Annotated in this window: 22 protein-coding genes and 1 tRNA gene; 15 read left to right on the forward strand and 8 right to left on the reverse strand. The window is 39.6% G+C overall.

Going from position 1 to position 22,016, the window contains the following annotated elements:
- Positions 1-56 precede the first annotated feature (56 nt).
- From GYX91_RS05035 to GYX91_RS05050, 4 genes are all read left to right on the forward strand, one after another.
- A complete protein-coding gene (locus GYX91_RS05035; protein WP_025330647.1) occupies positions 57-635 on the forward strand; it encodes a YqgE/AlgH family protein in 579 nt (192 codons plus the stop codon).
- Positions 628-1,089 (forward strand): Holliday junction resolvase RuvX, encoded by a 462-nt coding sequence (ruvX, locus tag GYX91_RS05040; RefSeq protein WP_174830093.1) that lies wholly within the window; start codon positions 628-630, stop codon positions 1,087-1,089. Before GYX91_RS05035 ends, ruvX begins: the two co-directional genes overlap by 8 nt.
- 264 nt (positions 1,090-1,353) lie before the next feature.
- Positions 1,354-2,268, forward strand: coding sequence for an acetylglutamate kinase (argB, locus tag GYX91_RS05045; RefSeq protein WP_174830094.1), 915 nt, complete (start codon positions 1,354-1,356; stop codon positions 2,266-2,268).
- Positions 2,269-2,391: 123 nt separating this feature from the next.
- A tRNA-Asn gene (locus GYX91_RS05050) sits at positions 2,392-2,467 on the forward strand.
- A 59-nt stretch (positions 2,468-2,526) separates the two neighbouring features.
- Here GYX91_RS05050 and GYX91_RS05055 read toward each other — a convergent pair.
- Positions 2,527-3,099 carry an FKBP-type peptidyl-prolyl cis-trans isomerase gene (locus GYX91_RS05055; protein ID WP_025330650.1) on the reverse strand — a complete coding sequence of 191 codons (573 nt, stop codon included), beginning with the start codon at positions 3,097-3,099 and terminating at the stop codon, positions 2,527-2,529.
- 607 nt (positions 3,100-3,706) lie between these two features.
- On the opposite strand from GYX91_RS05055, the gene rho reads away from it, so the two are divergent.
- Complete coding sequence (gene rho, locus GYX91_RS05060) at positions 3,707-4,966, forward strand: transcription termination factor Rho (RefSeq protein WP_025330651.1); 1,260 nt, start codon at positions 3,707-3,709, stop codon at positions 4,964-4,966.
- A gap of 289 nt (positions 4,967-5,255) precedes the next feature.
- Here rho and GYX91_RS05065 read toward each other — a convergent pair whose 3' ends face one another.
- Together GYX91_RS05065 and GYX91_RS05070 are read right to left on the reverse strand one after the other, a co-directional pair.
- Complete coding sequence (locus GYX91_RS05065; RefSeq protein ID WP_174830095.1) at positions 5,256-5,996, reverse strand: UDP-2,3-diacylglucosamine diphosphatase; 741 nt, start codon at positions 5,994-5,996, stop codon at positions 5,256-5,258.
- Positions 5,997-6,014: 18 nt separating this feature from the next.
- Positions 6,015-6,368 carry a Spx/MgsR family RNA polymerase-binding regulatory protein gene (locus GYX91_RS05070; protein WP_037393418.1) on the reverse strand — a complete coding sequence of 118 codons (354 nt, stop codon included), beginning with the start codon at positions 6,366-6,368 and terminating at the stop codon, positions 6,015-6,017.
- A 194-nt stretch (positions 6,369-6,562) separates the two neighbouring features.
- Between GYX91_RS05070 and GYX91_RS05075 the strand changes: the two genes are divergently transcribed.
- A complete protein-coding gene (locus GYX91_RS05075; RefSeq protein WP_084554245.1) occupies positions 6,563-7,204 on the forward strand; it encodes a hypothetical protein in 642 nt (213 codons plus the stop codon).
- Positions 7,205-7,383: 179 nt separating this feature from the next.
- On the opposite strand, the gene secF is transcribed toward GYX91_RS05075, so the two are convergent.
- The 5 genes from secF to putP form a co-directional block, all read right to left on the reverse strand.
- Entirely contained in the window at positions 7,384-8,319 is a 936-nt protein-coding gene (gene secF / locus GYX91_RS05080) for a protein translocase subunit SecF (protein WP_100125577.1), read from the reverse strand.
- 6 nt (positions 8,320-8,325) lie between these two features.
- Entirely contained in the window at positions 8,326-10,179 is a 1,854-nt protein-coding gene (gene secD, locus GYX91_RS05085; RefSeq protein ID WP_174830096.1) for a protein translocase subunit SecD, read from the reverse strand.
- 96 nt (positions 10,180-10,275) lie between these two features.
- On the reverse strand, positions 10,276-10,575 hold the full coding sequence (gene yajC / locus GYX91_RS05090) for a preprotein translocase subunit YajC (protein WP_025330657.1): 300 nt from the start codon (positions 10,573-10,575) through the stop codon (positions 10,276-10,278).
- Between the two features lie 124 nt (positions 10,576-10,699).
- Complete coding sequence (gene radC, locus GYX91_RS05095) at positions 10,700-11,374, reverse strand: DNA repair protein RadC (protein ID WP_084551887.1); 675 nt, start codon at positions 11,372-11,374, stop codon at positions 10,700-10,702.
- Positions 11,375-11,501: 127 nt separating this feature from the next.
- Complete coding sequence (gene putP, locus GYX91_RS05100; RefSeq protein WP_174830097.1) at positions 11,502-12,989, reverse strand: sodium/proline symporter PutP; 1,488 nt, start codon at positions 12,987-12,989, stop codon at positions 11,502-11,504.
- A 624-nt stretch (positions 12,990-13,613) separates the two neighbouring features.
- Between putP and radA the strand changes: the two genes are divergently transcribed.
- The 9 genes from radA (at position 13,614) to GYX91_RS05145 (ending at position 21,926) form a co-directional block, all read left to right on the forward strand.
- Positions 13,614-14,987, forward strand: a complete 1,374-nt coding sequence (gene radA / locus GYX91_RS05105; protein WP_174830098.1) for a DNA repair protein RadA — start codon at positions 13,614-13,616, stop codon at positions 14,985-14,987.
- An 89-nt stretch (positions 14,988-15,076) separates the two neighbouring features.
- Positions 15,077-15,379 carry a putative quinol monooxygenase gene (locus GYX91_RS05110; protein ID WP_174830099.1) on the forward strand — a complete coding sequence of 101 codons (303 nt, stop codon included), beginning with the start codon at positions 15,077-15,079 and terminating at the stop codon, positions 15,377-15,379.
- A gap of 142 nt (positions 15,380-15,521) precedes the next feature.
- Positions 15,522-16,172: a fumarylacetoacetate hydrolase family protein gene (locus GYX91_RS05115; RefSeq protein ID WP_174830100.1), complete on the forward strand. Its 651-nt coding sequence runs from the start codon at positions 15,522-15,524 to the stop codon at positions 16,170-16,172.
- Between the two features lie 259 nt (positions 16,173-16,431).
- Positions 16,432-17,835 carry a glycosyltransferase family 39 protein gene (locus tag GYX91_RS05120; protein ID WP_174830101.1) on the forward strand — a complete coding sequence of 468 codons (1,404 nt, stop codon included), beginning with the start codon at positions 16,432-16,434 and terminating at the stop codon, positions 17,833-17,835.
- An 84-nt stretch (positions 17,836-17,919) separates the two neighbouring features.
- Positions 17,920-18,879, forward strand: coding sequence for a glycosyltransferase family 2 protein (locus GYX91_RS05125; RefSeq protein WP_084586193.1), 960 nt, complete (start codon positions 17,920-17,922; stop codon positions 18,877-18,879).
- Positions 18,879-19,292, forward strand: coding sequence for a GtrA family protein (locus tag GYX91_RS05130; protein ID WP_084551893.1), 414 nt, complete (start codon positions 18,879-18,881; stop codon positions 19,290-19,292). Before GYX91_RS05125 ends, GYX91_RS05130 begins: the two co-directional genes overlap by 1 nt.
- The gene (locus GYX91_RS05135; protein WP_174830102.1) at positions 19,273-20,052 is read left to right on the forward strand and encodes a ChbG/HpnK family deacetylase; all 780 of its coding nucleotides are present in this window, start codon (positions 19,273-19,275) and stop codon (positions 20,050-20,052) included. Before GYX91_RS05130 ends, GYX91_RS05135 begins: the two co-directional genes overlap by 20 nt.
- 195 nt (positions 20,053-20,247) lie before the next feature.
- The gene (locus GYX91_RS05140) at positions 20,248-21,261 is read left to right on the forward strand and encodes a methionine ABC transporter ATP-binding protein (protein ID WP_025330667.1); all 1,014 of its coding nucleotides are present in this window, start codon (positions 20,248-20,250) and stop codon (positions 21,259-21,261) included.
- Positions 21,258-21,926 (forward strand): methionine ABC transporter permease, encoded by a 669-nt coding sequence (locus GYX91_RS05145; protein ID WP_174830103.1) that lies wholly within the window; start codon positions 21,258-21,260, stop codon positions 21,924-21,926. Before GYX91_RS05140 ends, GYX91_RS05145 begins: the two co-directional genes overlap by 4 nt.
- Positions 21,927-22,016: the final 90 nt, after the last annotated feature.

The following is a 22,016-nucleotide window of genomic DNA, read 5'->3' on the forward strand; positions in this document are numbered from 1 at the left end:
ATTTAACGACAAATTAATTTATATAGTCTGACATCATTTTCATGGATAAGCACAATATGGCTGCACAACAAAACGCTCCGTCCGGATTCTCTCTGGCCAATCATTTTCTGATTGCTATGCCGTCAATGGAAGACCCGTTTTTTAAAGAAAGCGTGATTTATCTGTGTGAACATAGTGCAGACGGTGCTATGGGTATCATTGTAAATAAACCATCACCGATTATGATGGATTTACTGTTTGATTCTGCTAAAACCCCTACACCGGAACGTTTTCACGGACAAAATGTTCTGATGGGCGGTCCGGTTCAAGTAGACCGCGGATTTCTGGTACATACTCCGACAGGTTCATGGGAAAGCAGTTTGCTGGTAACTGACGATATAGCCATGACTACTTCTCGCGATATTATTCTGGGGCTTACGCAGGAAAATGAAGTTGATAAAGCTGTAGCTACTATTGGTTATTCCAGCTGGTCTGCCGGACAACTGGAGCAGGAGCTGGCAAATAATAGCTGGATAACCGTGCCTGCAGATAACCAGATTTTATTTGATATGCCTTATAAGCAACGTTACAAAGCTGCTTTGCAGTTATTAAATATTGATATTGCCAATCTGAGCGTATTGGTGGGCCATGCCTGAATCAATCCCTTCTCCCCTAAAGCGTGGCACTGTACTCGGATTTGATTTCGGAAGCGCACGGATAGGAGTAGCCGTCGGTGAAGCTGAGCTGGCGAGTGTACATCCGTTGGAAACTATTACTGTTATCAGTAATGAACAGTATTTTAGCCGTATTAAAACTTTAATAAATGAATGGCGGCCACAGGTGCTTGTAGTAGGTCTTCCCACTCATGCAGATGGTGAGGACGATGAAGCTACTGCTCTTTGTCGCCGTTTTGGTAACCGTTTACATGGTCGTTTTAATTTACCGGTATACTGGGTAGATGAGCGCTGGACATCTGTAGTCGCCGAAAGTTTGCTGAATGAAGCTTTAGTTTTTGGGAAAAAGCGTAAACAAATACTGGATCAGGTTGCAGCACAGGCAATTCTGGCAACTTTTTTCAGTACAGGCGCATGTATGGTCAAATTTGATTAAATTTTCAAATGTGTTTTAAATGAATCTAAATATCGGGTTACTGATAACGCAGAACTTATAACTATAAATACTGTTTTATTATTTCGATAATTTTTAGACTGCTTTTTCAATCAAGTATATTTTTCATTTATTTTTCAATTTGTACTTATTATTGCTTAAAATTTTAAACAAACATTAAATAACAAATTATGGTTTTATTTTATCATAACTAAAGATAAACTTAACCGTAGAAAAATAATCAGTTTAATTAGGCAGGGATAAATAATGAGCACAGACATCTTCACGAACATTAATGCTATTGAGGCTAAAACAAAAGCTAATATTTTAGCCGAGGCGCTACCATATATCCGGCGATTTTCCGGTGTGACAATGGTAATTAAGTATGGCGGTAATGCAATGACTGATCCGCAATTGAAAGAAAGTTTTGCTAAAGATGTCGTATTGCTCAAACTGGTGGGAATTCATCCGATTATTGTACACGGGGGCGGGCCGCAAATTAATGAGCTGTTACAGAAAGTAGGGAAAGAAAATCAATTTATTCAGGGTATGCGGGTGACTGACAGCGAGACCATGGATATTGTTGAAATGGTGCTTGGTGGTTGTGTTAATAAGGAAATTACATCTTTACTTAACCTGCATGGAGGGCATGCAGTCGGAATTACCGGCCGCGACAATCATTTTATCAAGGCCAAAAAATTGTTTCTTACCACTTCTGATAATGAAAAGCAGGATATCGGACAGGTAGGTGAAGTTGAAGAAATCGATACAGCTCTGATTCAGGAAATGGTGGAACATGGTTATATTCCTGTAGTGGCACCTGTTGGAGTAGGTGAACATGGTGAAGCATTTAATATCAATGCAGATATGGTAGCCGGTAAGCTGGCAGAAAGTCTGAAGGCTGAAAAACTGATTATGCTGACCAACACAATTGGTGTGCTGGATAAAAACAATCAATTATTAAGTCGCCTTACGCCATCTGATATCAATGCATTAATTGTTGATGGTACTTTACAAAATGGTATGCTGCCTAAAATTAATGCGACTTTGCAGGCTGCTATGCATGGCGTTCACAATACTCATATTATTGACGGACGTGTTCCACATGCTCTCTTGCTGGAAATTTTCACTGATAAAGGTGTCGGAACTATGATTCTAGGTCAGAATGAACAGGCTGAATAATTTGAAATAAAACTGCTTACTAAAATATTATTATTGTGTAATTAATAATTTAATCAACTTGTAATCATAAAGTTGTTTAAAAAGCTTGACAGTAAAATTACAGTCGCTATAATCTCGCCTCATTCCCTGATAGCTCAGTCGGTAGAGCGACGGACTGTTAATCCGCAGGTCCCAGGTTCGAGCCCTGGTCGGGGAGCCAGATTTTAAAAGCACTCAGTCTACTGAGTGCTTTTTCATTAATTATGCCTACAATCAGATTTACTTTCCAACTTTAATCAGCTTCACATCAAATATCAGAACACTGTTAGCAGGAATGGCACTTGTCGGGCTATGTTCGCCATAAGCAAGTCGGGCTGGTATATAGAATGTGTAGTCACTACCTTCTGACATAAGCTGCAATCCTTCAGTCCATCCGGGAATCACGCCATTAAGCGGAAATGTAACCGGCTCATTATTACGCTGAGCTGTGCTATCAAAAATAGTCCCGTCGATTAACCGACCTTCATATTGAACCGTCACCATATCAGTGGCTTTAGGTTTTTTACCGGATCCCTCATGATTAACTTTGTACTGCAAACCTGATGTAGTGGTTTTTACACCGGAAACATTTTTATTTTTGGCCAGAAACTCCTCTCCTGCACGCTGCGGGTTTCGGGTAGCCGAAGGTGCAGTTGAAGCTGCTACCGGCTCACTGCTGTTATTTTTATACCCATTATCAGCAAAGTTACAGGCCGATAAAACCAGTGCAGTAGTGATTCCCAGAGTAGTTAAAGACAAGTGTTTCATAATTTCTCTTTTAGTATTTAAAGGAGAGACAATTATAGCAGTCATCAGCAGAAAAGCATTTTCTTATCTGCTGTTTTACTGGTTGTTTGCTATTGTTTGATATCTGGAAATTCAGTTCTTTGAATATATAATCTATCTGTAACTGTTGTCTTTCTGATATATTCTTTTTCTATTTACATTATTATACTAATTTTAATAATGCGGTTATAATCCGGCCTGAATAACAGTTTATAGTTAAAAATTAGTGATTAATATAACAATAAGAAATTTATATTAACCTGAATTGTTGTTCGGTTCGGTTAATTCCTGATACAAACTAAAAAATACAATTATAACTTTTTATGCTATATGGATTTTCTGATGTCAGAATTAAATTTTAAGGGTATGCTTCATACAAGTGTTATTGAAAGTTGATAATAACTTGACATTATGTGGTTTGAAGATTAGAATTGCTCTTCATAAGAAGATGTCACTTCTGAAAAATCTTTTATTAATGTCTTTTGTGGCAGAATTAAACCAAATCAACTTTCAATAAAAACCTTACCTGTCTTTGGCAAGTATTTTGCAACTTAAAGACTGGTAACTGGAATTATTATGAGTTTTCTGACTCATTTTATCTTCGATTCTAATAAATAAGTTCATTTATATCTTTATGCACGTTTCTGAATTACAAAATCTACATGTGTCTGAATTACTGGGCATAGCTGAAGAGTTTGGTATTGAAAATGCCAATCGTTTGCGCAAACAGGATCTGGTGTTTGCTATTGTGCGCATTAAAATGAAGCAGGGAGAAGCGTTTACCTGTTCCGGTACGCTGGAAATTCTGCCTGATGGCTTTGGCTTTTTGCGTAGCATGGATACATCTTATCTGGCAGGCCCTGATGATATTTACGTCAGTCCGAGTCAGATACGGCGTTTCAATCTGCATACTGGTGACACGATTGAAGGCAGTGTACGTGTACCTAAAGACAATGAACGCTATTTTGCGCTGGTTCGTCTGGATAAGATTAACGGAGACGATCCGGATGTATGCAAACATAAAATCCTGTTTGAAAATCTGACACCATTATTCCCTGATCGCCAGTTTGTGCTAGAGCGGGATATTCGTTCCGGAGAAAATCTTACCGGACGTGCAATTGATCTGATTGCACCTATCGGATTTGGTCAGCGCGCTTTGCTGGTAGCTCCGCCGAAATCTGGTAAAACAGTGATGCTGCAGAATATCGCACATGCGATTACAGCTAATTATCCTGAAGCTGAACTGATTGTTCTGCTGATTGATGAGCGTCCTGAAGAAGTTACGGAAATGACCCGTTCAGTACGGGGTGAGGTAGTATCTTCTACTTTTGATGAGCCGGCTACCCGCCATGTACAAGTGGCTGAAATGGTGATTGAAAAAGCCAAGCGTCTGGTAGAACACAAAAAAGATGTAATCATTCTGCTTGATTCAATTACACGTCTGGCGCGTGCTTACAACACAGTTATTCCTGCATCCGGTAAAATTTTAACTGGCGGTATTGATGCAAATGCACTGCATCGTCCAAAGCGATTCTTCGGCGCAGCCCGTAATGTGGAAGAAGGCGGTTCACTGACCATTATCGCAACTGCTCTGGTGGAAACTGGTAGCCGTATGGATGATGTAATTTATGAGGAGTTCAAGGGAACGGGCAATATGGAATTGCATCTGGATCGGCGTATGGCTGAAAAACGTCTGTTTCCGGCAATTAATATCAATCGTTCAGGTACTCGCCGTGAAGAATTGCTGGTTTCTAATGAGCATTTACAAAAAATGTGGCTGCTGCGGAAATTCTTGCATCCAATGGATGATATTGAAGCAATGGAATTTATCATTGATAAGCTCAAGCAGTCTAAAAATAATGCCGACTTTTTTGATTTAATGCGCGGCAAGTAAATAATTTTTTTAAAACTAGTATCAACCGTGTTTACGCTTAGTAGACACGGTTTTTATTTTAAAATCTCTGAATATAGTGGGTGATTTAATAATGATATGCTATTACCCGGATAAATCAGGGTATTTGGGAATGAAAAATAATAAATAAAAACCGAAAAGAATTTTTAATCTTTTCGGTTTTTATTTTACTGGCGTTGTATTCAGATACGAAATCTGACTGCCTAGTTAATAATGAGATAATTAACTTCTAGGAGCATTCCCATTAATAGTATCGATGTATTTTTTCTATTTATAGCTTAAGCTCATGTACATGTACACCATCTGTGTCTACAGCCAGATAGCCGCCGTAATTATCAGCCCAGTCCTGTATGACATAACGCTTGAAAGGTTGGTTGTTCAACTGTGATTCATGTACGGCTGGACGATGGGTATGACCATGAATCAGTGTAGGCAGAGTAGGTTGCATATGGCTACTCATCAGTTCATTAATGGCTTGTTCTGTTACATCAGAAATCTCACTTTTACCCTCATTGTTTTTACGTGTTTCACTCATCTGACGGATTTGTCCGGCTAGTAAACGACGCTCTTCAATAGGTTTACTTAATACTGCCATTTGCCATAAAGGATTGCGGGACTGGGCACGGAATTGTTGATATGCAATATCGTCAGTGCATAATTCATCCCCATGCATAATAATATATTCATGCTCGTAAAGGTTTATTTGCTGAGGTGATGTAAGTAGTTGTATTCCGGTTTCTGCAGCAAATTTTTCACCAATCAGGAAATCCCGGTTACCATGAATGAAAAAAACTGGTGTCGCAGAAGAAAAAGATTTTAACTGAGATTTAATATGACGAATGAAATCACTATCATCATCGTCACCTATCCAGACGTCAAAAAAATCACCTAATATGTATAACGCATCGATATTTCCTTGCCATTGTTGCAGGCAGCGTTCAAATAGCTGATTTAAAGGCGGCGTCTGTTCAGAAAGATGTAAATCAGAAATAAATATTGTTGTGTTGTTCATGGTTTGTATCTGGAAGTATCAGGCAAAAAATTCAGTATAGCGTTGCGGATCAAAACCAACCAATATTAATTGATTTTTTACCAGAACTGGTCTTTTAATCACTGAGGGGTGGTTTATCATTAGGCGAATGGCTTCATCATCATTACTTAAAGCAATTGTCTGTTCATTGTTACTTAATTTCCGCCATGTTGTACCTTTACGGTTAATTAATGTTTCTTTAGGTACTTGTGTAAGCCAGAACTGGATATCGGTTAATGTTGGCGGTGTTTTCTTAAAATCGATAAATTCAGCGTTAATATGTTGATCAGCCAGCCATTTGCGGGCTTTTTTGACAGTATTGCACTGACTGATACCATAAATTTGTATACTCATTGATGAAAGCCTGTTTGCGGAAATAAGCTGTTATTATACCGTTTTGCTTATATTTGCTTAAAGTGTTGGTTTTATGTCGATTGAGCGTTTTAAATTGTTTCTGACCAGTGAAGGTAAACTGCTTGCGTTGCTAATCCGGCATATTGGCAGTATGCTTTAATCAGTATAGATTTTATTTTATAAGGAATACCGGGATGAAAAAAATCAGTGTATTAGCCGTTAGCCTGTTACTGGCTGCCTGCGGAGGTAAGCAAGAGGCGAGTAATCACAATTTCACTGAGGCGATAGATGATTTTGCTAAAAATGATAAAGTTTGTCTGGCGGTTAATCTGATGCTGGATAATGCTCAGGGAGGTATGAATAATACGGTTGCACTTGGTAATAAAGAAATACGTATTGCCAGAAAAAATAGTGATGGCGATAAAGTTAATAAAACTGCTTTAAAGCAAATGGATATTTTAACTGATGCAGACTTGTATGAAAAAGGTAAGGATGCAACTCTGGTTGTTAATGGCGGAAAAGATATACCGCAGGCAGTGTATTACCGTACAAGTAAAGGTGAGGACAATGTGCAAAATACAGCTCAGGGAAGTATGCTGTGCCTTGGAACACAAAAAGTAGATAAAATTGTGCTCTTTACTGAACCTACCCCAGCAAATGGAATGACTATTTCCAAGGTAGTTTATGATGCAAAACTGGTACCTGAGAAATGGGCTGAAAAATTATTGAAAACTACCGATGAAAACTGGTGGAAGTCTATGCAGGAACCTCAACGTCGTGCGGCTGTATTGGTTCTGACGGATAAAGGTTGGAAAGACGAACGGGCACTACGTTAGCAATCAGATATTGTTCGGCTTAGGAACATCAGTTTGTTAGCTTTTCAAATTCCATTTTTGATTGCCGTATAGATAAACCTAATTTTGTAGGTAAATTTTAAAATCATAAAAAACTCCAGAAATAAAATATTATTCTGGAGTTTTTTAATTAATTAGAGCAAAACAATAGTAATTTAATCTTAAACTACAGCTTCCTCTTTCCGTTTTGGCGGCTTAACCAGATTTTGCCGGTTCAGTCCAAACATCAGTAATAACGGACTCGCTACTAATACTGATGAGTAAATACCAAACACAATACCAATTGTTAATGCCATTGCGAAACCATGCAAAGCAGCTCCGCCAAATACCAGCATAGAAATGACCATTGCTTCAGTTGATCCGTGGGTGATAATGGTACGGCTCATGGTTGCGGTAATGGCATTATCTATGATTGCCGGAACACTTTTACCACGCATATGTGGTTTTCGGAAATTTTCACGGATACGGTCAAAGACAACTACTGATTCATTAACTGAGTAGCCGAGCACGGCAAGTACGCCTGCAAGTACGGTAAGAGAAAATTCCCAGTGAAAGAGGGCAAAGCAACCCAGAATAATCACTACGTCATGCATATTGGCAATAATGGCAGAAACAGCAAAGCGCCATTCGAAACGCATGGATAAGTAAATAATGATGCCAATCACAACCATGCCTAAAGCCAGTAAGCCGTGAGTAACCAGTTCCTCGCCTACTTGCGGCCCTATGAATTCAACCTGACGTAAACTTACATCTTCCTGATGCTGTTTAAGCAAGTCCATAACTTGATTGGACAATTGTGCTGAAGTCATATTGGCTTTGTTGGGCAGCCGAATCATGATTTGTTTATTTGTGCCGAGTGCCTGTACTTGTATTTCTCCAAGTTTTAATCCATCCAGTTCTGTACGGATTTTATTTAAATCCGCACTCTGTTTGAATTCCACTTCCATTACAGTACCGCCGGTAAATTCTACAGAAAAGTTCAGCCCGCGAGTAACAAGAAAAAATACAGCCAGAATAAAAGTAATTAATGAAATCGCCGTTGTCAGCTTACCATAGCTCATAAACGGGATATCACGTTTTATTTTGAAGAATTCCATAATTTATTAAGCCTTACTTTTACCAGTGGCAGCTTTATCTGCAATCCAGATATGGCCGATAGAAAGTGTTTTCAGTTTGCGTTTGCGACCATACCACAAATTAACAAAGGCACGAGAAACCACTACTGACGAATACATAGATGTAATAATACCCAGACAATGTACGACAGCAAATCCGCGAATAGGGCCTGAACCGAAAATCAGTAACGCCAGACCGGCAATCAGTGAAGTGATATTAGAGTCTACAATAGTATGCCAGGCGTGATCGTAACCTGCATTAATTGATATTTGTGGTGTATTACCATGACGTAATTCTTCGCGGATACGTTCATTAATCAATACATTCGAGTCAATCGCCATACCTAGTGTAAGAGCAATTGCCGCTATACCCGGCAGTGTCAGAGTAGCCTGCATGGCAGACAAAATAGCGATCAGGAACAACAGATTGCATGACAGGGCAATTACTGAAAACAGTCCGAACATCCGGTAATAAAGCATCATGAATATGGCTACTACTACAAATCCCCATAAGGTGGAATGAAAGCCTTTGCTAATATTTTCTTTACCCAGAGACGGGCCAATGGTTCGTTCTTCGATAATTTTCATTGGTGCAGCCAGTGAGCCGGCACGCAATAGCAATGCGGTATCATTGGCTTCAGCAATACTCATACTTCCTGAAATAATGGTTTTACCGCCGGGAATAGGTTCATTGATTACCGGTGCGGTAATCACTTCTGCCTTACCCTGATCGATAAGTACCATCGCCATACGTTTACCAACATTATTGCGGGTGAGGTCAGCAAAAATGCTGGCACCTGTACTGTCAAAATTTACGCTTACACCCGGCAATCCCCGGTCGTTAAAGCTGGCCTGAGCATCATTAATATTGTCCCCAGTCAGTTCAACCTGTTTGCTGACCAGTGTAGGTGCTCCGTTACCGGCAGATGGCAGTAGTTCAAATCCATCTGGATTGTGTCCTTGCCGCGCCTGCTGATACAGATTGGGATCATCACTTACCATTCGTACCTGTAAAGTTGCAGTACGGCCAATGATATCTTTAGCTTTAGCAGTATCCTGAACGCCCGGCAGTTGTACGACAATCCTGTTCGGTCCGGCCTGCTGTATAACCGGTTCAGCAACACCCAGCTCATTAACACGGTTGTGCAGGGTATTAATGTTCTGGGTCACTGCATCTGTACGAATTCTGGTCAGCGCAGTGTTACTCAGACTAACTACCAGACGGTCACCATTCTGAGTTAGTGTTGCATCATTAAGATATTTTTTTAATCCGGATATTGCAGTGGAAGCATCGTTTGCAGATTGGAAAGGAACAACCAGTGTCTGTCCGTTTTTAACAATATTGCCGCTGCGGATTTGCAGTTTGCGCAGCTGACGACGGATATCTCCGGCATAACTGTCAAGTGTTTTATCAACGGCTGAATCCATATCCACCTGCATGGTAAAATGTACACCACCACGCAAATCAAGACCAAGAAACATTGGTTTGGCATGAATTTTTTCCATCCATTCCGGAGTATTGGCCAACAGATTCAGAGCTACGATATAGCCTTCGCCGAATTTAGAAGCAATAGCATCACGTGCTTTAAGCTGAGTTTCAGTATCACTGAAACGCACTTTCAGGCTGCCATCAGTAATGAACATACCCTGATGCTGTATGTGTGCAGCTTCCAGAGCCTGTTTAACTGTATTTTCAGTTTGTTCATTGATAGTAATGGCCTGCCGGTTGGTAGAGATTTGTACTGCCGGTATTTCGCCAAAAAAATTGGGAATGGTGTATAACAGACCCAATGCTATTGAGACGATAATAAGCAGATATTTCCATATAGGATAACGATTCATATTTGCTGCCTTGTTGCAGACTGTTGTTCTTCAGTTAATAAAAGAAAGAAAACAAACAAAGGCCGCAACTGAAAAGTTGCGGCAGGATTACTGATTTTATTCTGGTGCCTTACCACTGATGGCATTGCGTTCAAATTCAACTTCTACTTTAGGAGCAATTTCTAAAGTGAAATATTGTTCATTTACTTTAGTGATTTTGCCAACTATTCCAGCCAGAGTAACAACTTTATCGCCTTTTTTCAGTTCGGTTAGCATTTGCTGGTGTTTTTTATGTTTGCTTTGCTGCGGGCGGATAATCAGAAAATAAAAGACAACAAGAATTAATAAAAGTGGGACGAATTGCATAAGGCCACTCTGTGAACCGGCAGTGTTGGCAGCATAAGCAAAATCAATCATGGGGTACTCCGTATGATTAAGGTAAATAACGCTATTAAACCAGTTATTGTAATCGGCAATGATAAATTTATCCAGCTTTGCACTATTATGCTATTAAGATAGAACGTTTAATTAATAATTTTTACTACATTAGATTTAATTCAGCCATTGATGTTATTTTTTCAGCAGTAACAATAAAATGATCCAATAAACGAATATCCAGCAGATTTAAAGCGGCTTTTATTTCTCTGGTAAATTGAATATCGCCATTAGACGGCATAGTAGATTGTCCTGGATGATTATGTGCCAGAATAATTGAGACTGCGTGGTGTTTTAAAGCTGCTGTAGCAACTTCGCGAGTGTAAACCCGTGCTTCATTGATGGTACCGCGAGCCAGTTCAATGGTTTGCATAAGCTCGTTACGCTGGTTCAGAAGTAAAGCTACACAAACTTCCACTTTTTCATGGCCTATATGTAAACGCAGGAAATCAGCCACTACAGCCGGCTGAGTAAAAATAGGGCGGCAATAAATTTTCTCTGCCAGCATGCGTCTGCTTATTTCTCTAATTACTGCAAACTGGGTATAACTGGCAATGCCCATACCGTGATACTGACAAATTTGCTGACAATCTGCTTCAAGCAGTGCGCGCAGACTGCCCAGTTGAGAAATAAGCTCTCTTGCCAGATCTACCGCACTTATACCCCGAGTACCTGTACGCAGCAGGATTGCGAGTAGCTCGGCATCACTTAGCGCTGAGGCGCCCAGATTAAGAAGTTTTTCCCGAGGGCGATCGTTTTGCGGCCAATGCTTGATGCTCATTATTACGATTATGTGAATTAAAGGACATAATCATAATATAGCTATGTAATAAAATAAATTGGTTTGAGAGCATATTCGGATTACTGATTAACTTAAAAACAGTTTAATCCGCCAGGTTAATTAAAGTTCATTTTGTTTTAGTATGGTAGCGCTTATAAGCATCTTTAAAATGAATCTGTACTATCTCACTTGGTTTTTTATCACATAAACTAAAAATAATGATTGCAATTGATGCAAGTATGAATCCAGGGATGAGTGAATACAGATTAAACCAATTAAAATTGATCCACAGCAATACTGTGACAGCACCGGTAATCATACCGGCTAATGCGCCGTTTCGTGTCATACGTGACCAGAATACGGAAAAAATAATAATCGGACCAAATGCAGCCCCAAAACCAGCCCACGCATGGCTCACCAAATCCAGAACGCTGTTATTCGGATTAATTGCCAGTAAAATGGCAATCACAGATACTATAAACACCATTATTCGTCCAATCCAGACCAATTCTTTCTGTTTTGCTTTTGGACGGAAAAATGCACGATAGAAATCTTCTGTCAAAGCGCTTGAGCAGACCAACAGCTGGCAACTTAAGGTACTCATCACAGCAGCCAGAATTGCAGCGAGAATAACACCGGCGATCCATTGATTGAAAAGTAATTTGGATAACTCGATAAAAATCCGTTCATGTTTTCCATTGCTGACCAGATAGCTTAATTCTGGATGGTTAGCAAAATATGCTATTCCGAAAAAACCGACGGTAATGGCACCGGCCAGACACAAAATCATCCATGTCATGCTGATGCGGCGTGCGTTTTTCATTACTTCATGCGAATCAGCAGCCATAAATCTGGCTAAAATATGCGGCTGCCCGAAATAGCCCAATCCCCAGCCTAGCAATGAGATTATGGCGATAAAATCCATATGGGCAAAAAGGTTGGTATAGTCCGGATTCAGATTTTCAATATGAATGAGTGCATCAGAAAAACCACCGGCATTAATGATTACCATTATGGGGGTTAAAATCAGAGCGAACATCATCAGACTTGCCTGAATGGTATCTGTCCAGCTAACCGCTAAAAAACCGCCTATAAGCGTATAAAGAATAGTTGCACCAGCTCCTGCCAGCATAGCCCAGCCATAGCTCATGCCAAAAGTGCTTTCAAATAATTTAGCTCCGGCAACAATTCCTGATGCACAATAAATTGTAAAAAAAATCAGAATAATTACTGCTGAAATAATACGCAGTAACGAGCTGTTATCTTCAAATCGATGCGTAAAATAATCGGGTAAAGTTAACGCATTATGGTTGATTTCTGTAAAAACACGCAGACGTCCGGCAATCAATAACCAGTTCAGGTAAGCACCAAGTACTAAGCCAATTGCTATCCAGCTTTGTGAGATACCAAATAAAAATACTGCACCCGGTAATCCCATCAGTAGCCAGCCGCTCATGTCAGAAGCTCCGGCCGAAAGTGCAGTTACTACGCTGCCGATCCGACGTCCGCCCAGAATGTAATCACCAAAATTCTGTGTTGACCGATAGGCAAAAAAACCAATTGCAATCATTCCTAAAATGTACACAGCGAATGTGACAATCATTGGCAAGGACATAGTTTTGAAAAACCCTGTGTATAAAAATTGAAATAAATATGGATTGATTTAAAACATTTAAATATTCCGCCAAAAATTAGCCGAAGACAAAAATTCATTCCATTTTTTTCGATGTATGTTAAAGATTAAATAGTGTAATGTAATAATTGACCATGCAAGAGAATATCAAGGTAAAACCGGATTTAACCTGCACGAATTGACGGAGTATATAATAATTGCCAGACAAAGTAATTATTATAATTTGTTTTTGGAAGCAATTACTATTTGCCAAAACATTTGATTTTATCGTTCAGTTATCAGTGTAGACTCTTTTGAATTTGAATCAGTAAATTGCCATATTTTTTAATCTGCTAATCATTATGATTAAAACCATTATAATGCTTCAATTGTTTATAATTATAGATATTACTATTTTTATTTAATGGTTTTAGCTTCAAAAATTTAACTAAATTATACGCTGTTAAAGGGTAAAATTTATGGCTTGGTTCTTGTGTTCTAACTTAAGTGAAGATTTAGATAAAATTGAGAACTGAATACAATTGGTTAATTTTATTGAATCTTTATTTGCCAATAGTTACTGGATACTATATTTGAATTTAATGCAAGTCTTGCTGGAAAGGTTTCATGGTAAAGCAGAAAACTCAGTTTCAATGTCGCAGTTGTGGTGGAAGCTCACCTAAATGGCAGGGGCGTTGTCCTCATTGTGGCGAATGGAATACTCTGGAAGAAACAACAGTTTTATCTGCACCTTCTTCTGGCAGCCGTTTTCAATCATGGGCATCAAGTGAATCGGCGGTACAGTTACTGGCAGAAGTCAGTGCGGTTGAAATACAGAGAACGCCAACAGGAATGGGTGAGCTGGACAGGGTACTTGGAGGTGGTTTAGTAGACGGAGCTGTTATTCTGCTAGGCGGAGATCCGGGTATTGGTAAATCTACATTATTGCTACAAACAATAGCCTTGATGGCCGAACAGGAATCCGTATTGTATGTTTCCGGAGAAGAGTCAGCTCAGCAGGTTGCTTTACGTGCCCAGCGTCTTGGTGTACATGCAGACAAAGTTCATTTACTGGCAGAAATACGTGTAGAGGCAATCAGTGCAGTTATTGCGCGCCAAAAACCCAGAGTGGTAGTAATCGATTCTATTCAGACCATGTATTCAGATAGTATTACTTCAGCACCCGGTTCTGTATCACAGGTTAGGGAATGTGCAGCACAGTTAACCCGTCTGGCAAAACAACAGGGTATTAGCATGCTGCTGGTTGGTCATGTAACCAAAGATGGCGCGATTGCCGGTCCCCGGGTGCTGGAGCATATGGTAGATACAGTATTGTATTTTGAAGGGGAAACTCATTCAAATTATCGTATGATTCGCGCCATTAAAAACCGTTTTGGTGCCGCTAATGAGTTAGGTGTTTTTGCAATGACAGAAAAAGGGCTGAAGGGGGTTTCCAATCCTTCAGCATTGTTTTTATCCAGTTATCGCGATGATGTTCCCGGTTCATGCGTTCTTGTTACTCAGGAAGGTTCACGCCCCTTACTGGTAGAAATTCAGGCGCTTGTTGATGATGCTCATGGTTTTGCTCCAAAACGATTAACTGTAGGGCTGGCTCAGGAGCGTCTGGCAATGTTGCTGGCTGTGCTGAACCGTCATGCCGGTATTGCCTGTTATGATCAGGATGTGTTTCTTAATGCTGTAGGTGGTGTGAAAATTACCGAACCGGCAGCAGATCTGGCTGTGATTCTGGCCATGCTTTCAAGCTATCGTAATCGACCATTACCGGAAAAGCTGATTGTATTCGGAGAAGTCGGGTTATCAGGTGAAATTCGTCCTGTTCCGCGCGGACAGGAACGTTTGCGAGAGGCAGAAAAACTTGGATTTACTCATGCCATAGTACCTGCAGCTAATTGTCCCAAACGGACGGCAGATTTTCCGAGGCTGACTATTATCGGGGTAAATTCGGTACAGGAAGGTGTAGATGCTACACGACGTGATTGATTTTATATTTGCCTTTAGCTGATTAAAAGAATAGGCTTTACATTTGCAAATACCTGAGTATCGTTTAAGAAAAATCAAGGAGATAAAATATGTCACAGCCAATTAAACTAATTGTGATCATGGACCTGAAAGCCAATGCCTGGATAAATATTGCTGCTGCGGTTGAGCAATGTGTGAAATTGTCACGTAAAGAAAAAGGAAATGTGTTTTACACTGTTAATAAAGATTTAGATAAGGCTGACCGGATTATATTTATTGAATGCTGGGCTGATGATGCAGCAATTAATGAGCATGGTAATACTGAACATTTTCAAAACCTGATTAAAACAGTAGAACCATACTTGAGAGAACCAATGCAATTAATAAAATTAAGTGAAATTACTGCTTTTTAATTTTACAAAATATATTATCTCTGGTTCTCACAGACTATACCGGCTGAATTTTCAATTTTGATAAACTGATTTTGGCCGGATAAATTGCTATTTCCAGACGATGATTAATTTCAAATCTGGATTTAATTTTTGGTGACACAAGATGAAAACCGTTTATATCGAAGAACAAAAAGTTGCTTTAGGTAATATTTTTTGTATTGGAAGAAATTACACAGAGCATATTAAAGAGTTACATAATGTAAAACCTGAAGAACCCGTGGTATTTATGAAGCCAACTTCTTCTCTGGCTCTGGAGCCGGATGATATTCAATTACCATCCTATAGCTCTGATGTACATCATGAATGTGAGTTGGTTATCTATATGGCAGAAGATGCTTTCGATGTTCAGGAAAATGAGGCGTTAGATTATGTCGGTGGCTATGCTATTGGTCTGGATTTAACTGCGCGAGATGTACAGGCAGAGTTAAAGAGTAAAGGTTTGCCATGGGAAAAAGCCAAAGGGTTTTCTACAGCAGCCTGTTTATCGCACTTTATTCCACCAGCTGAAATTGATGATATCCAGAAACAGGAATTTTTCTTAAAGGTAAATGGAGAGATACGCCAGCAGGGTTATACAAAAGATATGATGTTTACGTGCCGGCAAATTATCAGTTATCTGTCCAGGGTTTATGGTTTGCAGGCAGGTGATATTATTTACACCGGCACACCTGCCGGAGTTGCTGCGATTCAATCCGGTGATGAACTGGAATTAATCTGGCCAGATAAAATCAAAGCTACATTCCGAGTAGCTTAAGCTAGCTTTAGTTGAGCAGATTTTGCATTATTCAGGCGCAATTTTTCATTGCGCCTGAATGCTTTGAGTAAATGATTTTTTAAAATCAACAGATAAGTTTCTTGATAATATTGCTATACAGTAGTGTCTAACAGTAACCGCACCCTTTATAATAACTTAATTTGAAAATTGAAATCTTTTTATGCCAAGCAAACCGTTGTCGCTCAGACTACCCTTTTGGTTAATACTTTATTTTATCTTGTGGACGGTATTACCTTTTATGCTTTCCTCAAGTTATCCCTTAGATGTTCCGGAGGGTATTTACTGGGGACGTGAATGGCAATGGGGATATTATAAGCATCCGCCATTTTCAAGCTGGGTACTCTATTCTTTTTATTATACTTTTGGTCATATTGGTCCGTATATTTTAAGTCAGTGTACAATAGCATTGAGTTTATGGCTGGCTTATTTGTTCGGCCGGCAACTGATGAGCAAAAGCCGGGCTTTTATCGGTACATTGTTTTTGCTAGCAATATTTTATTACACGTGGCCTTCTCTTGAATTCAATCATAATATAGCGCAAATGCCCGTATGGCTGGGTTTAGTCTATATCTTTTATCTGGCTATTCGAGAAAATCGCTGGAAATACTGGTTATTGTTTGGTTTGCTGGCTGGTATTGGCATGCTGGTAAAATATACCGTTGCCTTACTGCTCTTAACTATGGTGTTATATTCATTGTGTACACCGAACCGACGGTTATGGCTGACACCAAAGCCGTGGTTGGCAATACTGCTTGCTATGATTGTGTTTGCTCCGAATATATACTGGCTGATAAAGCATAACTGGTTACCACTGACTTATGCTTCAGCACGCTCCGCTGAAGATGCAAACCGTAACGGGCATCTGGCGGCTCTGGGCTATTTCGGCACTCAGCTACTTAATCATTTACCTATTTTATTTATTTTGCTGTTTACCCGTACACGATTGAGTTTACGCCCGTCTGTTCAGGTATTGCGTCAGCGTGACTGGTATTTTCTTTTATGGATGGGATTAGTTCCTACGCTGATACTTGTTTTTGCCGGACTGATTTTTGGACTAGGATTACGTGATATGTGGGGTATGCCGATGTGGGGTTTATCCGGACTCATAATCGTGTCTCTGATTCCCGAACCAGTATTTATATCTAAAGATAAATCTTTGCTGAAAGGTATAGCAGTCTGGGCTCTTATCGTTACCATATTGATGGCTGTTTATGTAGGATTCGGAGCCAGAATCCGTCATAAACCTTCTCGGATGGACTGGCCTCAGGCTGCACTGGCCAAACAGGCTGATGATCAATGGCAGGAGTTGTCTTCTTGTAAGCTTGATAGTGTGACTGGTTCAGACTGGGTAGTATTGCTGGTAGCTTCCTATTCAAAATTTGCTCCATCAGTCATGGTTTCCGGTAATTCCGCTTATTCTCCGTGGATGAGCAATAGTCGTTTACAGCAGCAAGGTACGCTGGCATTATGGCCTGCGGATGAACATCCTCAGACACCATGGTTAGAACCTTTAGCCCATCATTCTGAGCTGGTTGTAAAACAGGGTGAGTGGATAGTTCGATGGAATAAATTACCTGATCGAGAGCCTCTTAAGGTAGTCTGGCAGGCATACATACCGAAAAAATGTTTAAAACAACAATGATTTTTTATATTTATTTAAAATTAAAAATGATTAATAATACATTTGGATTATCTCAGTTTGCTATTAGGCTGAGAGGTAAATGATATGGATAAAGTTAGCACTGGTTTAAGTATTATTTTGCCGGTATATAATGATGCAGCAGCTATAAATCGCTTTTTGCCTGAACTGTTTGTTTTTACCAGCCGGCAACAACAGAACTGTGAAATTATTTTAGTAGATGATGGTAGTAAAGATCATCTGACCACATTATTTGAAACATTTCGACAGCAATTACCAAGTAATACAGCATTGAGGCTGATACAATTTTCGCGTAATTTTGGTAAGGAAGCTGCACTTACGGCCGGATTAGCGCAATCTCAGGGTGAACTGGTTACCATGATGGATGCTGACGGACAGCATCCGGTTTCAGTGCTGGAACAAATGCTTGAATTAATTCAGACCAATAATGTGGATGTGGTGGCTGCCGTACAAGCTTCACGTGAACATGAAGGCTTATTAACCCGGATATTGAAAAATGGCTTTTACCATTTTATGCAGGATACTCACCGGTATGAGCTGACACCTAATGCCGGTGATTTCAGACTGATGAAACGTTGTGTTGTTGAAGCTTTACTCAAGTTACCTGAGCGGCAGCGGTTTATGAAAGGGTTGTATGCATGGGTAGGATTTTCTACCATCTATATTCCTTTTCAAGCATCTGAACGGCAGGCAGGCAAGAGTAAATTTAATTATTTCAGCCTGTTTGAGCTGGCTTTAATAGGCATTACTTCGTTTTCCCAGCGTCCATTACGCTGGATTTCCAGAATGGGAATGATTATTTCATTCCTGTCGATTGTCTATGGATTGTATATCGTTGCTGATACGTTGTTTTTTGGTAAAGATCTTGCTGGCTGGCCGACGCTGGCAGCCGGAATTATGTTTTCTGCCGGGATACAGCTCGTTTGTCTTGGTGTAATTGGCGAATATATCGGTCGGATTTATGAAGAAGTAAAACAGCGGCCGCTTTATCTGGTAGACAAAGTGTGGGACAGTCGCGAAAAATAATGAAATCTGTATCTGCACAGGGCATATGGTTTACTCTGGTAGGAGGAGCAGCCGCTGCTATGCATTTTTTATGTTTGGTGGTGTTAGTCCGATATGCTCACTTTTTACCTGTTTTGGCCAATCCTCTGGCTTTTCTTTGTGCTTTTGTTATCAGTTTTAGCGGTCATTATTACCTTACATTCAGTCTGACGCGACATACATGGTTTCAGGCTCTCTGGCGCTGGTTATTCAGCTCTATAACCGGTTTTATGATAAACCAGATTTTATTTATGGCAGGTATACACTGGTTTGGAAATCAGGCCTATTGGTGGGTATGGTTTATTGTTACGCTGATAGTGACAGTTTTATCTTTTATACTGGGTAAATTCTGGGCATTTAATGAAAAGGCACACAATGAAACCAGTAATGATTAATGTAGATGATCTGGGTTTATCTGCAGCTGTAAATGAAGCTGTACTTCGTCTGTCTGAGATGGGACGCATACAGGCAAGCAGCTTTATGAGTCTGGGCGCCATTGCTTCAGATGAAGTTGCAGAATTGAAAAAGCAGCATACTGATATTGGTTTGCATCTGGATTTCACCGGATTTGCCGGGCTGGGCACGCTGAAACAGGTACTAGTTAAATCTTACCTGCATGCATGGCCGGAAAAAGTTTTGCAGGATATTATTAATCGCCAGCTGGATGCTTTTGAAGATAAAATTGGTGACATACCTGTTTTTATCGATGGCCATCAGCATGTACATCAGTTCCCGCAGATACGTTCTGTGCTACTAAATATAATATTGCAGCGTTATGGAAATATAATAGCAGTACGCAGCACAAAAACTTCTCAGAAAGATATTAAGGCAAAATTAATTCATACCCTTGGCGGTCATGCTCTCGACAGCGCTTTAGATGCGGCAAATATTACGCACAATCAGTTCTTTGCAGGTATCTATAACTTTAATGCCGATTTAAAAAATTTACAGCATAAATGGAACAACTGGCTTGGCATGTTTGCTGAACATCCATTGTTAATTATGTGCCATCCGGCAGTACCTTCAGAGCACTGGAATGATGAAATTAAAAATGCGCGCGAATACGAATGGCAATGGTTACAAAGTGAAGCATTTGCGCAATGCTGGCAGCAACATGATTGTTATGGCGTTAACTGGCATAATTTTAAACAATAGCTTTATTTTATACGCTAAAAAAGAGTAATACATAATAATGAACTTAATCACGAATATTTACAGTATACTTGCATTTTTTAGCCGTATTCATTAGAAAATCAGTCAGCACGTTTACGATTTATCAAGTACACTATCTGTATTGCATTACATCTGGATCATTGGAAATCAGATCGCAGCGAGTATTTAAGGATCGTTATGATCATATTTGAAAATATAAAAAAAACTTATATCAAAAATAAACAGCAGGTTCATGCCCTGAATGATATTAACCTTACAGTTGATACAGGTGATATCTATGGGCTGATTGGGTGGAGTGGCGCAGGTAAAAGCAGTTTAATTCGTCTGGTTAACCAGCTGGAAAAACCAACATCCGGTACGGTTACTGTTGACGGTGTAGATTTAAACAAACTGGATACCAAGGCTCAGCGTGAGCATAAGAAAAAAATCGGCATGATTTTTCAGCATTTTAATTTACTTGAATCTAAAACGGTTGCTCAGAATATTGCAATTCCATTAGTTTTACAGGGATTAAAACGTGATGAAATAGACCGCAGAGTCGATGCTATGTTATCGTATGTTGATCTGGCAGGTAAAAAGCAAAGTTATCCCAGCCAGTTATCCGGTGGTCAAAAACAGCGTGTCGGGATTGCCCGTGCTCTGATTACAGAACCAACAATATTATTATGTGATGAGGCTACTTCCGCATTAGACCCTCAGACTACTTTATCTATTCTGAAACTATTAAAACAAATTAACAGCGAACGCAATATCACTATTTTACTGGTCACTCATGAAATGGAAGTGATTAGCTCCATTTGTAATAAAGTAGCGGTGATGGAAAAGGGGCAGGTAATTGAGAAAGGAACTGTACTTGATATTTTTTCCGCCCCTCAGCAAGAGACAACGAAAAAATTTGTCAGCACAGTAATCAATGCAAAAATACCCGAAGCAGTGTTGGATAGTCTGGTTGAACAGGAAAATATATTCAGGTTGGAATTTTTAGGTAATTCAGCCAGAGAACCAGTGGTTAATGAGCTTATTTTAAAACAACTGGTGGAAATTAACATACTTTTTGCCAATATGCGCGAAATAGGCGGAGTAGTGCTGGGAAGTATGTTTATCCAGATGAATGGTATTGAGACAGATGTAGAAAAAGCGTTGGCATTTTTGCAGGACAGAGGCGTTCGAGTGGAAAGAGGTGGTGTATGAATCAGTGGTTAGATACCTCATTAACTGCTGACCAGTTTGGTACGGCAATATTGCAAACTTTTAATATGGTCAGTATCTCATTTGTTCTGGGATCTATGCTGGGAACGGCCTTAGGTGTACTGTTATTACTTACCCGTCAGGGAGGCGTATGGCCAAAGCCGATACTATATAATTTACTAAATATAATTATTAATATTATTCGCTCATTACCTTTTATCATTTTGCTGATTTGTGTGTTACCGATAGCCAGTCTTGCTATCCATACATCTATTGGTACCAAGGCAATGATCATTCCGTTGATTATTTTTGTTTCGCCTTATATTGCCCGGTTAATTGAAAATTCCTTATTAAGCGTACCGGCAGGTATTATCGAAGCAGCTCAGTCAATGGGAGCGACTAATTTTCAGATTATTCGCTATTTTATTTTACCTGAAGCCATGCCCTCTATTTTGCTGGCCTTAACCACAGCTCTTATCGGATTAATTGATGCTACAGCTATGTCTGGTACAGTTGGTGGCGGAGGCATCGGTGATTTAGCTGTTAATTACGGATATCAGCGATTTGATTATGTAATTATGATTGTTACAGTTGTCGTTCTGGTATTAATTGTTCAAATTATTCAGACCTTGGGTAACTGGCTCGCAGCTAAGGCCAAAAAAAATTAACTTTCTATTTATTAAAAACGGCTTATTTTAAGCCGTTTTTAATGTCTGCATGTATATAAATTTCTTATCTTTGGTTATAAGCAGTCAGTC

Origin of the sequence: Snodgrassella sp. ESL0304 (assembly GCF_013344995.1) — a bacterium.
Classification (GTDB): Bacteria; Pseudomonadota; Gammaproteobacteria; order Burkholderiales; family Neisseriaceae; genus Snodgrassella; species Snodgrassella alvi.